This window comes from Alishewanella jeotgali KCTC 22429, assembly GCF_000245735.1.
Taxonomy (GTDB): domain Bacteria; phylum Pseudomonadota; class Gammaproteobacteria; order Enterobacterales; family Alteromonadaceae; genus Alishewanella; species Alishewanella jeotgali.
The window spans coordinates 40,018-55,443 of record NZ_AHTH01000048.1 but is presented as its reverse complement, the minus strand read 5'-3'; the positions used below and the strand labels follow the sequence as shown (position 1 = coordinate 55,443).

The following is a 15,426-nucleotide window of genomic DNA, read 5'->3' as shown; positions in this document are numbered from 1 at the left end:
TATAGGTATAACGAGACAAAAAGACGGCGCGGCGCGCCGATAACAGCACCAGATATGGGGGTATTCAGGATGATTTCAAGAGTGGATTAAAAGCGCTGATTAAAAACGTTTACGCCCGGATAAGGCATGCGCCAGGGTAGAACCGTCGATATATTCCAGCTCACCGCCGACCGGCAACCCTTGCGCCAGGCGGGTGACGGTACACTGATATTGCTGACACAGCTCAGCAATATAAAACGCCGTGGCTTCCCCTTCGACCGTCGGATTGGTAGCTAGAATCACCTCAGTGATGCCACCACTGGCCAGTTGCTTGGCCAGTAAGTCAAGGCCGAGTTGCTCCGGGCCTATGCCATCGAGCGGCGATAAATAGCCCATTAGCACAAAGTAGCGCCCCTGAAACTGGCCGGTTTGCTCGATGGCCAATTGATCAGCGGCCGAGCCAACAATACACAGCGTTTCTGCATTAGCCCGTCGCGGATCACTACAAATACTGCACAGTGCCTGTTCGCTAAAGGTTCGGCATTGTTGACACTGCCCAATCCCGGTCATGGCTGCGCTCAGGGCGGCGCCAAGCCGGGCACCACCACTGCGGTTACGCTCCAGCAGCTGCAACGCCATGCGTTGGGCTGATTTGGGCCCAACACCCGGTAACACTCGCAGTGCGTCAATCAGCTGCTGTAACAGCGGCGGGAGCTTAGCCATAATGCTTAGAACGGCAGCTTCATGCCCGGTGGCAATTGTAAGCCGCCGGTGATCTTGGCCATTTGTTCTTTATTATTTTCTTCAACCCGACGCACAGCATCGTTTAACGCAGCCGCGATCAGATCTTCCAACATTTCTTTATCATCGCTCATCAGGCTATCATCAATACTGACGCGACGTACGTTATGGTTACCGGTCATAGTGACCTTCACCAGACCGGCACCCGATTCACCGGTCACTTCCATATTGGCCACTTCAGCCTGCATCTTTTGCATCTTTTCCTGCATGGCCTGTGCTTGTTTGAGCATATTGCCCATACCGCCTTTAAACATAATCAGCTCTCTCTTGTTAATTTGCTAAAGTTAATCTGCCAAAGTTGGCGACAAGATAATGACTCAGCGTCCAAATTACAAGGTTAATTCACCTCTAGGGTGTCCAGTTGCAGCTCAGCGGCAAAACGCAACTGGATCGCCTGAATATGCGGATCCTGCTGTAATAAACGGCTGACATAGTCCTTGCGCTCCTGCTCAATCCGCTGCTGGATCGCCAGCGGTGACGTCGGCACCTCTTCCTGATACTGAATATCAAGTTGAAAACCCGGCGCAAATACCGGCGCTATCGCCTGATACACTTTACTACGAAACGTCGGGTTATCCAGATGTTGCTGATGCCGGGCCACCGTCAGCAACACCTGTTGCTCCTGCTGACTAAGTGCACTATTCAGCAAATAAAGCCGCAGCAGTCCTCCCAGCTCCAGCTGTTCAATCAGCCGCGCCCAGGCGTCGACCTGGGCCGCAAAACGGATAGAAAAACGTTGCTCATCCAGCACATCACTATCGGCTGCTGGCAAGCTGTCAAAATGCTGTGCCTGCCACCAGCCCTCGCTAAGTGCGGCTTGTGTATCGGCATCGTCGGCAAATTGTGCATCCGCTTGCTCATCTTGCTGTGCGTAATAAGCTGCCTGCTGCGACTCACTGCCGTCAGCAGAACGCAAGTCAGCACCTGCATTAACCTCAACCGGTGCCGCATACTCAACATCAGATGGTAGCCAATTATCGGGTTCAGGCTGTGCGTGCTGCTGTGGCTGTGGCTGGGGCTGTTGTGGCTTTAGCACAGCTGCTAGCTGGCCGATGGCCTGAGTTGCGGCACTGCCTGCAGCGGTATTCGTTATTGGGTTGGACTCCGGCGCCGCCTGGCGCTCAGACTTTTTTGCCGCAGTCTCCTGTGCTGCCAGAGTACCAGGTACCACTACACCACGTCTGGCCATAATACGGGCGGTAACCGGATCAATAGCGGCTGTCGCAGGTGTTAAGACCTCATCTGTACTGGTAACCACAGCGGTATCAGCAATCACTGCAGCAGGCTGCGGCTGAAGCGGTGTTGCTGGGTTGGTATCAGGCGGCATCACACTGGTTAGGGGCTCAGCGGCTGTGGGCGGTGCCGGCTGAACCGGCGTTGGCGCGACCGTTGTCACCACAGACGACTCAGTAGCGGGGCGCTGTGGGCTCAATGCCTTATTTTCGGTTAGCACTGGCGGCTGACCGCCTTGCGCCGCCGGCACAAAAGCCAGGGTGCGTAACAGCGCCATTTCCAGGCCTATTGCCGGCTCAGGCGCGTAAGGCAGATCTTTTTTGCCACTTAACAGCAATTGATAATACAGTTGGATGGCTTCCGGGCTTTGGCTGGCGGCAAAATGGCGCACCGCATCCGGATAATCACTGTGCTCAGCCAAGGCCGGCTGTAACTGACTCAGAGCGGTCAGATGCAACAGGCTTAACACATCGTCCAGTACTTGCAGATAATCCGCCTGCTGGCTTAACAGCTGCTGTAAACTGTGTTGCAGTGCCGCTAAATCAGCCGTGAGCAGGCTTTGCAGTAACTGCACTGCCCAGCTGGTATCTAACAGTCCCAACATCTCCCGCACCGGCTGCAACCTGACCTCACCGTTACCGAGCGCAATAGCCTGATCGGTCAGACTTAACGAATCGCGCAGGCTGCCTTTGGCCGCCTTGGCTAACAGTTGCAGCGCAGACTCATCAAAGGGTAAATCTTCGGCACTCAGCACCGCCGCCAGATGCTGCTGAATTTGACCGACGGTGAGCGCCTTTAAACTAAACTGCAAACAACGTGACAGTACCGTCACCGGCAGCTTTTGTGGATCCGTCGTGGCAAGTAAAAACTTAACGTGTGGTGGCGGCTCTTCCAGCGTCTTTAACAAGGCGTTAAAGCTGTGCCGCGACAGCATATGCACTTCGTCTATCAGGTATACCTTGTAACGGCCCCGGCTTGGTGCATATTGCACATTGTCCAGCAAGTCGCGGGTATCTTCGACCTTAGTCCGCGATGCGGCGTCGATTTCCATTAAATCAACATAGTTACCGCCATCTATCTCTAAGCAGGTGCTACATTGACCACAGGGCGTTGCGGTAATACCGGTCTCACAGTTCAGACTTTTGGCGAAAATGCGGGCGATGGTGGTTTTACCGACACCCCGGGTGCCGGTAAATAAATAGGCATGATGTAAACGGGCACTATTGAGCGCATTGGCCAGCGCTGTTTTCACATGCTGCTGTCCCACCAGTTCACTAAATTGGCGTGGCCGCCATTTCCTGGCCAGAACCTGATAACTCATGCCGGCATCCTGTGTTGTTGCGAAGTAACGCTAGCCTAACCCTATTCGCCGTGATACTCAACCAGACTACACAGGGTTAAACCGAGCTTTTCTAAGCGTGCAACACCGCCCAGTTCTGGTAAGGCGATCACAAAGGCGGCATCAGCTACAGTGCCACCTAAGCGACGTACCAGTTTTACCGTGGCGTCAATGGTGCCGCCGGTGGCCAGTAAATCGTCGACTAGCAATACCTTGTCGCCAGCGACGATAGCATCAGCATGCAGTTCCAGCGCATCTTCGCCGTACTCCAATGAATAGGCCTGTGAAATACGCTCGCGTGGTAACTTGCCGGGTTTACGTACCGGTACAAAGGCGACACCCAGCGCATAAGCCAGCGGAGCACCAAAAATAAAACCGCGCGACTCAGTACCGATAATTTTCGTGATACCGGCAGCCTGATACCGGGCGACGAAAGCATCAATCACCTTTTTAAAACTGGGGCCATCCTGCATCAGGCTGGTGACATCGCGAAAAGTAATGCCCGGTTTCGGATAATTCTCAACCGTTTTAATTACCTGCTGCAATTCGATAGCAAGCTGTTGGTAGTCCATCTCTATACCCTTAAATCAATACAGACAAAAAAGCCGCCCCGGTGGCGGCTCATACCCGATGTAACCTTACTTTTAGGAAAGTAACTGGATCCAGCGGAGGATCGGGGCCAGACATAACAGGCCAGCGAAACAAATAACGAATAATATTAACTGCTTCAGGTTGAAGCTGTCTTTAAAGTTTTCATCAGCCATACTGCTTTACCGCCTACAAGTTGATCTACATCAAAACCGGCGCCTATGGTAATGAATTTTGGCAGCATTGAAAAGCGTAGTAGCATACATAAGCTTTCTACTTGACAACATAGCATGCAACTAGAGCAATCCGAGAAGCTTCGCTTTATGAGTCACGCATAAAAAAAGCATGGTTTAACGAATTAAACCATGCTTAAGATCATTGAAACAAGTCTAACTTATAAGAACGTGTAATCAACACGTAAAGTAAAACTTCTCTCTGGTGCGAATAACACATTCAGATTGTTCGTGCTACCTGAGCGTGTACGAGCTTGACGGTAAAGATCGATTTGCTTGTCAAAAACGTTATTAATATAAAAACTTAAGCGAATATTATCATTTAACTCCATCCGGCTGGACAAGTTCACGCGCTGATAAGACGGTGAGGTATCGGAACCATCTAAACGGGCATTAAAATGCGATTTATATTCACCATAAGCTTCGATATCCAAACGCAAGTACGTTTGTTTATCAAACAGACTCAAGCCTTTATCAAGACCAAGATAGGCATTGTATTTAGGGACCTGGGTCATATCCTGCCCAGCTTTTGCCTGTAACGAAGGGACATCACTCAACATTTTGGAATTGGTATAAGACGCATTAAATACCAGATCCAAGTCGTGATCAAAACTGTACTTGCTTTCCCACTCCAGGCCGCGTGAGCGGGCTTTAGCGGCATTGGCTGTATAGCTGAAACCACAACTGGGCATATATACACTGGCCCATACGTCGCTCCAATTAATTTGATAGATTGCAGTTGAGAACTGTAATCGCCCTGTATTCGCTTTGTAACCAATTTCATAGTTGTCTATGCTATCACTCTTATAACGCTCCTGGAACGCCCCGGCAAATTCGTCATTCCGACAAGCATTAGCCAGAGGCGCATTATTACCACCTGGGCGATAGCCCTCTGAATAAAGAGCATAAATTGACATATTTGAAGAATCTGGTAACCAAGCGATGCTCACCTTCTTCCGATTGCCGGACTCCTCACCCTGACTCAATACTGCACGTCCTTCCCGAGCTTCCCAGATTCCAGAATAGCCATAAGAAGCATAGTCCTCTAAATCAAAATAGCGAATCCCACCTGTCAGCTCGAAACGACCAATATTGTCTGTTTTTATGATGTAACTGACTTCACCGAAAAGTGCGAACTCTCTCGCATACTGTCCATCATAGTAAAAATTATAATTCTTACTACTATCACCGTATAACGCCTGCCCTAACTGACCGACGTTAAAAATACCCAGTTCACCCCAGTAATCTTCCCAGTCTACCCAGTCGTTCCAGTCCGAAAAGACCGCTATACTGGCTGCATCCTTTTGATGATACTGGTACTGACTATTCGGGATTGCACCTCTCCAATTTTTGTCATAAAACGCACCGACGGTCCACTTTACGCTATCTTGTTGGCCATTATCCTGGATCCTGAATTCGTGAGTAACCCGAGAGATCTTGTCGTAATTGATAATCCAGGTTTTAACCATATCGGCCATATCCAATCGTGACCAATTATCGAGCGAATCTTCCTGAAACTGCCGATATGAACCTGCATAAGTTACGTCTGCAAAGTTGAAAACATTGTCTATATTGGCAGTCACAGTAAATAAGTTAGTTTCAGTTTCTAACCAGTTATCCATGCTCTCCCAAATCAGATAATCACGCTTTGACCTGTTCGTCACATTACCAAAGCACTCCGCGCGGTTCTGTCCCGCCGGGCACGGTTGTACGGTATAGGCAACGTCATAACCCCATAAAGAGTCAGGATTAGGTGTGGTACTTGCAATTCGTCTTCCGGTCGGCTGCGACAAATCGGCTATTCTTGTACCTATGGAGTTGCTGCTGACATTGTAATAACCGAAGTTAACATTGGTATCGTCGTTGATTTGCCAGAGCACCTGGGTGCGTAAATAACGATCTTCCACTTTACGTTGCACGCCTGTATTAGCATTAACGATTGCACCCGGTTTATGTGAGTTGTGCCCAGTAATGCGCATTGCAAGAGTGTCATCAATCAAAGGTATGTTAATCGCAGCCCATGCTTGCAGCTCGTTACCACCAACATTTTTGGTAGACTTTGTTTGTGCTGATGAAATAAACTCGAATGTATCCAGCCGCGGTTTCTGCGTAATCACGCGAATCGTGCCACCAATCGCATTTGACCCCCATAAAGTTCCTTGCGGTCCGCGCAGTACTTCAACTGCCTCGGTGTCATACAAATCGACAAAGTTAAATGGGATGTCATCGGTAAAAGAGGATGTGGTTGAAGGAGCAGCGCTGTTACCCCCAGATAATCCCCGAAGAATTAATACTCCCGTTGGAGAGGCTGCACCAGCTAACGTCCGCTGCAGATCATCTTTTGTAATAAGATTCCGATCTGCAATCTCCATTGCTGAAACAGACGTCACATTCATCGGTACTTCTACCAGCGTTTCAACCCTCTTGCGCGAAGTAACGGTAATAACCTCTATATCTTTGGTATCTTTAGCTTCTTCCTCATTAGCATAAGCAGTAGTCCCTGGAATTAATACGGATGCCATGGCCAATGACAAACAACTAAGTTTAAGTTTTTTATTCATTAGATTATCCTTCAATTTTATTATATTTGAGAGTTCATTGAACTCAATTTTAACTCAGTATACAAAACTCAAACATCATTGCCAGCCGCACGGCTTTGCTTAATTTATTATTGGTGAACATATTTTAGCTCCCTGGATAGCTTTACAAACTATCTCATTTTTGTTGGCAGACACGTTCGTGAGAGGAACGTGCTTAAAACATTCAGATAGTAACCTGAACTAAACAATTAATAATATGCAGCAAAAAAAATTCAGGTCAAGCTTAAATATTGATAAATAGTAGCAGGGATGCAACTTTTTTACGGTGAGATGGTCAGACGGCGCTGGCCACCCAGAACTTGGGAACAACTGAGTGGCCAGCGCAGCGATGCTGTTGTTAGTTTGCGCGATTTTCAACCGGCAGCGGCGTCTTCTGACCAATATGTTGGTTAAAGAATGTTAGCATGGTTTCGTATAACTCGACCCGATTGGCAACCTGATAGAAACCGTGTCCATCCTCCTTTACCAACCACTGATACTGTTTACCAGCAGCGTCCAGCGCACGACGTAAATTATTAGCGTGAACAATAGGAACCCGCACATCTTTCGAGCCGTGCACGATCAGCAGTGGAACCTGAATTTTATCGACATTATGCACCGGAGAAATACTCTGTAAATACTCCTGCCCTTCGCCAACATGAGAGCGCAGGTACTGCCCTATGTTGCGACTACGACTGGCGTCCGAACCGTCACCTTTGAAAAACAGCGGCATATCATACACACCAACATAGCCAACTGCGCAGCGATATAACTCCGGATCCTTAATTACGCCCCAAATGGCCGCATAACCGCCATAGCTACCACCATAAATACAAACACGCTCAGGATCGGCAATACCCTGTGCTACAGCCCAGTGCACGGCATCAGCCAAGTCATCTTGCATGGCGCGGCCCCACTGTAACCGACCAGCCCGTTGAAAGTCTTCGCCATAACCACCCGAACCTCGGAAATTCACTTGTAAAGTGGCATAGCCATGATGTGCAAAAAATTGTGCTTCAGCGTTAAAGCCCCAGCTATCATAAGGACCATAGGGGCCACCGTGTACATTAACGATCAGCGGCAACTTGCTGCTCTGCTGCTGCGGCAAGGTTAAATAACCGTGCAAAGCCAAGCCATCACGTGCCGCGAAACTTACCGTTTGCATTGGCACCAGCTGCTTAACATCCAGATTGGGTTTTACTGACGCCAAATAGCGCGCTTGCTTCTTCTGCATGTCATATAAATAAAACTCGCCGGGGTTGCGGTCACCGCTCACATGAAATAACGCCAATTGTCCTTTGCGATCAAAGGACGTTATAGTCACTTTTTGACCTTCAAACGCATTTTTCAGACCAGCCAATAACAAGGCACCCGGATGACTGGCGGTAATAAACTCATGTTCGGCTATCCCAGCAACATAATTGACTGCCAGTAATTCGCCATCATGTGCCACGGAGCGACCATTAATATCAGAGTATTCATGCCGAGCCACCAGCTCTAGCGTCTTATTGTCAAAGTCGTAGGCGAAAACGCCTTGCCGATCACCCTCTGCTAGGTCGAAATTAGAAATAAAATAGGCGATTTTGTTATCCGCACTAAAACCCAAAGGTTGCACCAGCGGATTGACTCTGCGGGACGGTAACTCCATACGTTGCCACTGCCCTTGTTGTTTGATATGCAGTACGGCTTTATTCTGGTCAAACTCTTTGCCTTCAATAAATTCGATTCCCATCCGTAAAGTGCCGCTATTATCGGCCATCAGGCTGGCCACCACGCCTGGTGGCTGGTCATCAAGGAAACGCTCTGTGCCGCGATTTACATCCAGCGTAAAAGCGCGCATACCGTTCTTTTCTGCCCAGTGATACTTACCAATCAAGATCCGATCAGGTTGGTCTGGTAATAGATGCAAAATGGTGTAGGTAGACATATTGGTTTGGAAAAGCTGAGTGCGGCGGCGACCGTCAGGATTGGCAGCATAGAGGTCAACACTGGTGCCCTGCATAGAGACTAGGTTGCCGGTTACCTCTGCCACTTCCATCAGTACGCGGTCATTGTTGGCCCAATGAAAGTTTAATACATGCTTATTCTCGCCAAAGGCAAAGCTACTCTTAATCTGCATATTACTCAGCTGCATTACCGCCAAGCGCACTTCTGAGCCCTCTTCGTAATTAAACGCCAGTTGTTTACCATCTGGCGATATTTTCATATTTTTTACTTTTGCATGATCGAAGAAATCTATGGTTTTAATCGCCGCGCCAGCAGCGAAGCTGGCTAAACACAGCAACAGGCTTAATACTAACTTTTGCATAACAGCTTCCAATCAACACAATTCCAATATTTACTGCTTTAAAACTGACAAATGCCAGCCAAACAGTTCCTTGTTAAGGTAAAGCGGCTCACAACTTACTTGGCACTTATACCTGGCAAAACAGCTTACCCAAAATTCACATTTTTTAACATCCCAGGCGGCAGCAATTTGATCTGCTAGCCGTAACCGGTAATAGCCCAGCTCAGTCAGAAAGAACGCCAGTTTATCCGGCGTTGCCAGCGATAAATCGACGAAGCAAGCAGCAAATTTTGCCAATACGTCCTGAAAATCATCGGCAATCCCCAGTTGTTCTGCCTGCAAATGCAGCTGACGGGCAGTTTCCAGCAGCTTGCGGTTAACAACTTCAAATTGCTGATAAGCCGGTTCAGAGTTATCACTAGCCAGTTGCAGCACGCTTTCTTTAAATTTAGCAAGCAGAGACAGAAAATCTGGCGTAGTAAAAGCGGTTAACAACTGTAATAGCTGACGGGACTGCTGCAGCAAGGGCGTCTCAGCATGATGAATTACCGCCTCTAAACGTCCTGCCGGCTTCAGTACACGCATACAGCTTTGTACCGCCTGACTTGGCTGCGCATACTCTAACGCAAACTGGCTGGTAATCAGACTCAGAGATCCATCAGCAAAGGGCAGGCTTTCAATTTTGGTTTCCGGGTAGAAATCAATTCGTGAAATATCCGCCCGTAAAGCAGGAAATTTTCTCATAATCAGTTCTTTGTCTATCTCAGCCGCATCAGATGCCCTGACTGTAAACTGAGATCCCGAGGCATCGGCGTACTGCAGCAGCATTAATGCCAGTGCACCATTTCCAGTCCCGACATCCAGAACCTCTGCCGCAGCGGGTAAGCAAGAAAAAATCTGATACCAAAAGTCTTTTAATTCTCCCTGATAGCCGGCTGCCATTTCACCTTCGCTAAAACTGTTCAGGCTTAACGCACTTTGCCAATAGGTAGACCAATGTTGTGCCATAACAACTCCAATAAAAAAGGGCAGTTAAACACTGCCCTTTTCGGATTTTACTTAATCAGCTATCAGAAACGTTGAGTGTAACGTACGTAAGAAATACGGCCTGAACCATCATACAAGGTGTAGTCAAAACCACGACCATCAGCTGCACCTGTATTTAATTGAGGATATTTCTCAAACAGGTTTTGTACACCAACTACGATATCAGCATTCCAACCCAGTGTGTAGCGCACTTGCGCATCATGAGTGATCCAAGTAGCGATATTTCCGGCTTTTACTAACTGACCGGCGTTTGGACCAGTAGTAGGTCGAGTCACACTATTGTACTGGTTGCCGATGGCATTGATATTCCAGGCAAAGTCAAAATCACCGTACGAGTATACGTTAGACAGTGATGCTCTTTGACGAGGCGTACCCGGATCGCGAACTAAATTCCGGCCACCATCAATAGAATACTCAAAGACATGACCAAACTGCAGATTATGAGTCAAACGCCCGACATTACCCAGATCAAAGTTGAAGCGAACATTAATGTCTAAACCATTTGTTTCGACAGAACCTCTGTTAGCATAACCGGTAGTTGCATCAACGATTACTCTCGTCACAGGGTCACGCACTATTCCCAGACCGGCAGGGAACGCATCACCAGCACGCTCAGTATTAATTAAAGCCTGTAAGCCAATGAATGAAATTGCATCTGTAATTTCAATGTCATAGTAGTCAACTGCAAAATTTACCCAATCAGTTGGCTGGTATGCCAGACCCAAGGCAATTTGGGTAGACTTCTCAGAAGCTAATTCAGAGTTTGATACAGTGGTAGCACGTAGCTGACCTTGAGGACAGGTAGTTTGACCTCTGAAATCACATAAAACAAAGTCACGAACTTGTGGATTACCAGGTGAAGGCTGCTGGGTCAAAATATCCAGAGTTGGAGCACGGAATCCCTTACCATAAGACGCGCGTAATACTAAGCCATCTAATGGCTCATAACGTAATGACGCTTTTGGTGAGAAATCTGAACCATAATCTGAATATTTATCATAACGGCCTGCGAAATTCAGCTCTAAATTGTCAAGCACCGGCACCAGTGTTTCAAAATAGGCAGCTCTTACATTACGGCCACCACCCGCTGAGCTACCTGCAGAACCACCTACAGTACCAGCTGCAGATTGCGAGTCATAAATATCAGCATAATCTTCTGAACGGTACTCAGTACCAACAAACATTTGCACCATACCATGCTGAAGCTCAAGCACGTCAAAAGATGCATTTGCAAACACTTCTTTCATATCAAACAGGTTGATACGTGAAATGGTGATATTCAGTGAGTCTAACAAGCGACGATATGCTGCGCGATCTTCTGGAGTAGTGAAACGAGAACCTAACGGATCATTTAACATATAGGTACCGTTTTCCATCGCTACGTTTGCAACTGAACGCAGCAGGTAACCATTACCCATGTTGTAAACTTTAGTTTTCGTTTTGCGGCCACCAAATTCAACTTCAACGTCGTTTACCATACCAGTAAAGCCCATTTGAACATCAGTTGTATAGTTGTCAACTTGACTATCACGTGTTCCTAAAGAAGCAAAACGATGATATACCGCAACTGGACGTGGAGCTGCAACGCCATCACGATTAGTAGCTGGGTTATACAATGGGCTATTTGGATTCGTTGGGTTATTCGGGCTGTTTGCCGAAATAACTGAACCTGGATCGTTCAGAGATGCTGCGTAACGACCAAAAGATTTTGATTTTACTGCAGAAGCGTTGGCATAAACCTGCCAATCATCAGTAATGTCCTGGCTGGCACGGAAAAACATTGATTGAGTGCCAACTGAGGAGTCATTCGCATTGGTTTGACGGAAATCGTAACTACACATATCGCCACCAATCCATGGGTTCTGTGTAGTAAACCAGTTTTCGTTTAAGCCTTCACAAGCAGCAGTACCCAAGGAAAGAGCATTAGATGAAGCTGGCGCTCTGCCAGAAGAAGTTACTTCTGCCCAGTTGTTACCATATGGCGAAATACCACGATTACCCTGATTCCATGGGAAGTGGCGTTCGAAAATAATATCCCGCTCATTCCAAGAGAAACCCGCTAACAAACGCGATTTGTTGGTAGAGGTACCAATTACAAAAGAACCTTCTTCACGGTCACCGCCTTCTGAAGGGATACTCACGCGACCAGCACCTAAACGAAGTTCTGCACCATCGTAATCTTTTCTAGTGATAATGTTAATAACACCACCAATTGCATCTGAACCATAAACTGCTGATGCACCATCACTTAACACCTCTACCCGCTCAACAGCAGCCAAAGGAACAGTGTTAAGATCCTGACCAGAACCACTGATAGGTGATGTAGGTAAGCGGCGGACATCAACAAGAATTAGAGTTCTGCTTGAACCAAGACCACGAAGACTAACTTGTGTAGTACCTTGAGACGCGTTGCCAGACGTTGAACGGTAAGAACCGAAAGAGTTAAAGGTAGTATTGCGTAACAAATCAGAAACGCTCATTTGACCAGATAAGTCAATTTGCTCACGGTCAATAACGGTTATTGGTAAAGCGCCTTCCAAATCGGTACGTTTAATACGCGAACCCGTTACTTCGATACGTTCTACTTTTGCAGATTCTTCTTCATTCTGTTGCGCTTGTTGAGCAACGGCACTACCAGCAAAGGCTGACACTGCACCGAAAGCGATGGCTAAGCGCACTGCCTTGGTTAATTTATTATTTGAGTACATGTATATCTCCCTGGACCACATTAATAAGTGATTCTGTTTTTTCAGTTACTAGCTTTTAAGCGAAGCGATTGCTGACTACAACAACACCCCGAGTAACGCGCCCTGATAATAAACGTAATTTTTCTCAAGGGTCAACCGCTTTTACGGAACAATTTTATAAATTCACTGTCCGCTGTCAGTAAAGAGCAAAAAGCATCTGCCGTATAAAGCACATATTGCTTACAAACCATGATCATCCGCTGCGAAAAATTTCCCTTAAAAAGGTATTTCGCCGCAGATGTGGCGATTAAGTGTACAAAAACACCCTGCCACAGCATGGTGGGCCGCTCGACTTGTAAACTTTATATTACCCAAAAGCACTGCTCTTACCAGATCTGATTGTTGCTAAATTCGGCAATCCAGATCGAACTTAGCGGCTGCAGCAAAGTAGCTAGGGCACCAATCTCAGCAGTACGGCCTAAAAATGTGAGAAAGCGGACCGAGCAAAGCGGCAACATCACAACGCTGGGCACGCAAGGTAACTCAGGCTAGAATAAGCAAAACGATAATATATCGATGCCATGCTCTCAGACCGCTTAAAGCAACAAATCCGTGATATTCACTCCCAGCTGCGGCAAAAGCTGCCAGGCTACCGCCCCAGACCCGGCCAGAATAAGTTAATTGCCGAAATCAGCAAAATTATTGCCGGTGACTACCACAGGCAACAACGTTTAGGCTTAATTGAAGCCGGTACCGGCACCGGTAAATCTCTGGCCTATATTTTGGGGAGCCTGCCCTATGCACTGGCCAATAATAAGAAGCTGGTCATCGCCACCGCGACAGTGGCATTGCAGGAACAACTGGTGAATAAGGATTTGCCGTTTTTTCTGACACACAGTGGCCTGCAGTTTAACTTTACCCTGGTTAAAGGCCGCCAGCGCTATGCTTGTATCGAACGCTTACAGCAATTAATTGAGCAACCCACCTTATTTGCCAGTGCCGATTTTTGCCCGGATGCGGCCCAGCAGGCCTTGTTACAACGGCTGCTTAGTGACTGGCAGCACCGCCGCTGGTTAGGCGATCGCGATACGCTAACCGAAGCGATGCCGGATTCACTGTGGCAACAGTTACAGGCCGATGCCCATATCTGTCATAAGCAACAACGGCAACATCATCATTGCCCCTTTCATCTGGCCCGCGCAGAAATCGCCGATTCAGAGGTGCTGGTGGTAAATCACAGCCTGCTGCTGTCCGATCTGCTGGCAGGTAATGCGGTATTACCGGCACCGGAAGACTGCATCTATGTGATAGACGAAGCCCATCATCTGGCTGATTGCGGCCGGGACTTACTCAGCGCCAGCGCGCAGTTAAGCCAGCAACAAGCCTGGCTGGAAAAAGCCCGTAAGCAACTGCAGTTACTGCAAGGGCTCTTGACCGAACGTAGCTTAAAAGACCTGTTAAAGTTAGATGATTTTCTCAGTGACTTTGCCGCTGCGCTTAAACCTGTTGAGCGCAGTTTAAAAGACTTCTTACCGCAGTGGTTTAAGCAAGCTGAGCAAACAGAGTACCGCTTTCCGCATGCGGCCCTACCGCGGCTATGGCAGCAACAGGCCGAACCCTTGGCGGAAACCAGCAATAAAGCCTTAACGACCACAGAGCGGCTACTTAACGAATTACAACAACAACTGACCGAGCAACCGAAATTGCTGCGCAGCCAACCGCAGCTGATCCATGAACTGGCCAGCCTGCGCTTAAGGCTCGAGCAGCAACAACAACTGTGGCAACTGCTGGCGCAACCACAAAAAGACATTGCCAGCCAGGCACGCTGGCTAAGCCGCACCAGTGCGCAGAGCCCGCTGTATTTACATGCCTGCCCGCTGAGTGTCAGTTACAAGCTACAACAGTTATTATTTCAGCCGGCCTTTGCCGTGGTGCTGTGCTCAGCCACACTCAGGCTACTGAACAGCTTTGAACATGCCAAACGCGAGCTGGGCTTACTGGACTTCGACGCACTGCAGTGTTTACAGGTCGACTCGCCCTTTGCCTATGCCGAGCAAGCGGAAATTATTTTACCTCCTACCCGCTGTGAGCCGACCGATCCAACCTTTAGCCAGGAGCTAATCCGTTTATTACCAGGTTATCTGGATCACCCCGCTGGCACCCTGGTGCTGTTTGCCTCTTACTGGCAGATGCAGGAAGTCGCCAGTGCGCTGCGTAGCAACGGTTTTTCGATACTGGTACAGGGGGAAGCCTCACGACAGGCCCTGTTGCAGCTGCATCAGGAAAAGGTACAGGCCGGTGGCAGCAGTATTTTATTCGGCACCCAAAGCTTTGCCGAAGGTCTGGATCTGCCGGGCAAGTTGCTGACTAACCTGATTATCACCAAGCTGCCGTTTGCGGTGCCGACCTCGCCGCTGGAGGCAGCCCAAAGCGAGGCGATTAGCGCCCGCGGCGGCAATGCGTTTTTACAACAGAGTTTACCGGCAACTGCGAAGAAACTGGTACAAGCTTGTGGTAGACTGCTGCGACAAGAGCAGGATCACGGTCGTATCGTGATCCTGGACCGGCGGCTGGTGACTAAAAGCTATGGCAAGGCTATGCTGGATACGCTGCCGCCGTTTCGCCGAACCATTCAATACTGACTGTTGCAGCA

General features: G+C 48.3%; 9 protein-coding genes. 1 reads left to right on the top strand and 8 read right to left on the bottom strand.

The genetic code is table 11. The features are described from left to right. Positions 1-99 precede the first annotated feature (99 nt). The 8 genes from recR to AJE_RS14160 form a co-directional block, all read right to left on the bottom strand. Entirely contained in the window at positions 100-702 is a 603-nt protein-coding gene (gene recR / locus AJE_RS14195) for a recombination mediator RecR (RefSeq protein ID WP_008951422.1), read from the bottom strand. Between the two features lie 5 nt (positions 703-707). After that, a complete protein-coding gene (locus AJE_RS14190; protein ID WP_008951421.1) occupies positions 708-1,034 on the bottom strand; it encodes a YbaB/EbfC family nucleoid-associated protein in 327 nt (108 codons plus the stop codon). An 83-nt stretch (positions 1,035-1,117) separates the two neighbouring features. Beyond that, positions 1,118-3,334 (bottom strand): DNA polymerase III subunit gamma/tau, encoded by a 2,217-nt coding sequence (gene dnaX, locus AJE_RS14185; RefSeq protein ID WP_008951420.1) that lies wholly within the window; start codon positions 3,332-3,334, stop codon positions 1,118-1,120. 41 nt (positions 3,335-3,375) lie between these two features. Further along, positions 3,376-3,924 (bottom strand): adenine phosphoribosyltransferase, encoded by a 549-nt coding sequence (gene apt, locus AJE_RS14180; RefSeq protein ID WP_008951419.1) that lies wholly within the window; start codon positions 3,922-3,924, stop codon positions 3,376-3,378. A gap of 410 nt (positions 3,925-4,334) precedes the next feature. Next, a complete protein-coding gene (locus AJE_RS14175; protein WP_008951418.1) occupies positions 4,335-6,734 on the bottom strand; it encodes a TonB-dependent receptor in 2,400 nt (799 codons plus the stop codon). A 376-nt stretch (positions 6,735-7,110) separates the two neighbouring features. Next, positions 7,111-9,060 (bottom strand): S9 family peptidase, encoded by a 1,950-nt coding sequence (locus AJE_RS14170; RefSeq protein WP_008951417.1) that lies wholly within the window; start codon positions 9,058-9,060, stop codon positions 7,111-7,113. A gap of 30 nt (positions 9,061-9,090) precedes the next feature. After that, the gene (locus AJE_RS14165) at positions 9,091-10,047 is read right to left on the bottom strand and encodes a class I SAM-dependent methyltransferase (protein WP_008951416.1); all 957 of its coding nucleotides are present in this window, start codon (positions 10,045-10,047) and stop codon (positions 9,091-9,093) included. Between the two features lie 62 nt (positions 10,048-10,109). Beyond that, entirely contained in the window at positions 10,110-12,794 is a 2,685-nt protein-coding gene (locus tag AJE_RS14160) for a TonB-dependent receptor plug domain-containing protein (RefSeq protein ID WP_008951415.1), read from the bottom strand. 560 nt (positions 12,795-13,354) lie between these two features. On the opposite strand from AJE_RS14160, the gene dinG reads away from it, so the two are divergent. Then, positions 13,355-15,415, top strand: coding sequence for an ATP-dependent DNA helicase DinG (dinG, locus tag AJE_RS14150; RefSeq protein ID WP_008951413.1), 2,061 nt, complete (start codon positions 13,355-13,357; stop codon positions 15,413-15,415). Positions 15,416-15,426: the final 11 nt, after the last annotated feature.

Excerpts from the sequence above, each read along its gene's own strand:
- recR (WP_008951422.1), bottom strand. The coding sequence starts at position 702 with ATGGCTAAGCTCCCGCCGCTGTTACAGCAGCTGATTGACGCACTGCGA.
- AJE_RS14190 (WP_008951421.1), bottom strand. The coding sequence starts at position 1,034 with ATGTTTAAAGGCGGTATGGGCAATATGCTCAAACAAGCACAGGCCATG.
- dnaX (WP_008951420.1), bottom strand. The coding sequence starts at position 3,334 with ATGAGTTATCAGGTTCTGGCCAGGAAATGGCGGCCACGCCAATTTAGT.
- apt (WP_008951419.1), bottom strand. The coding sequence starts at position 3,924 with ATGGACTACCAACAGCTTGCTATCGAATTGCAGCAGGTAATTAAAACG.
- AJE_RS14175 (WP_008951418.1), bottom strand. The coding sequence starts at position 6,734 with ATGAATAAAAAACTTAAACTTAGTTGTTTGTCATTGGCCATGGCATCC.
- AJE_RS14170 (WP_008951417.1), bottom strand. The coding sequence starts at position 9,060 with ATGCAAAAGTTAGTATTAAGCCTGTTGCTGTGTTTAGCCAGCTTCGCT.
- AJE_RS14165 (WP_008951416.1), bottom strand. The coding sequence starts at position 10,047 with ATGGCACAACATTGGTCTACCTATTGGCAAAGTGCGTTAAGCCTGAAC.
- AJE_RS14160 (WP_008951415.1), bottom strand. The coding sequence starts at position 12,794 with ATGTACTCAAATAATAAATTAACCAAGGCAGTGCGCTTAGCCATCGCT.
- dinG (WP_008951413.1), top strand. The coding sequence starts at position 13,355 with ATGCTCTCAGACCGCTTAAAGCAACAAATCCGTGATATTCACTCCCAG.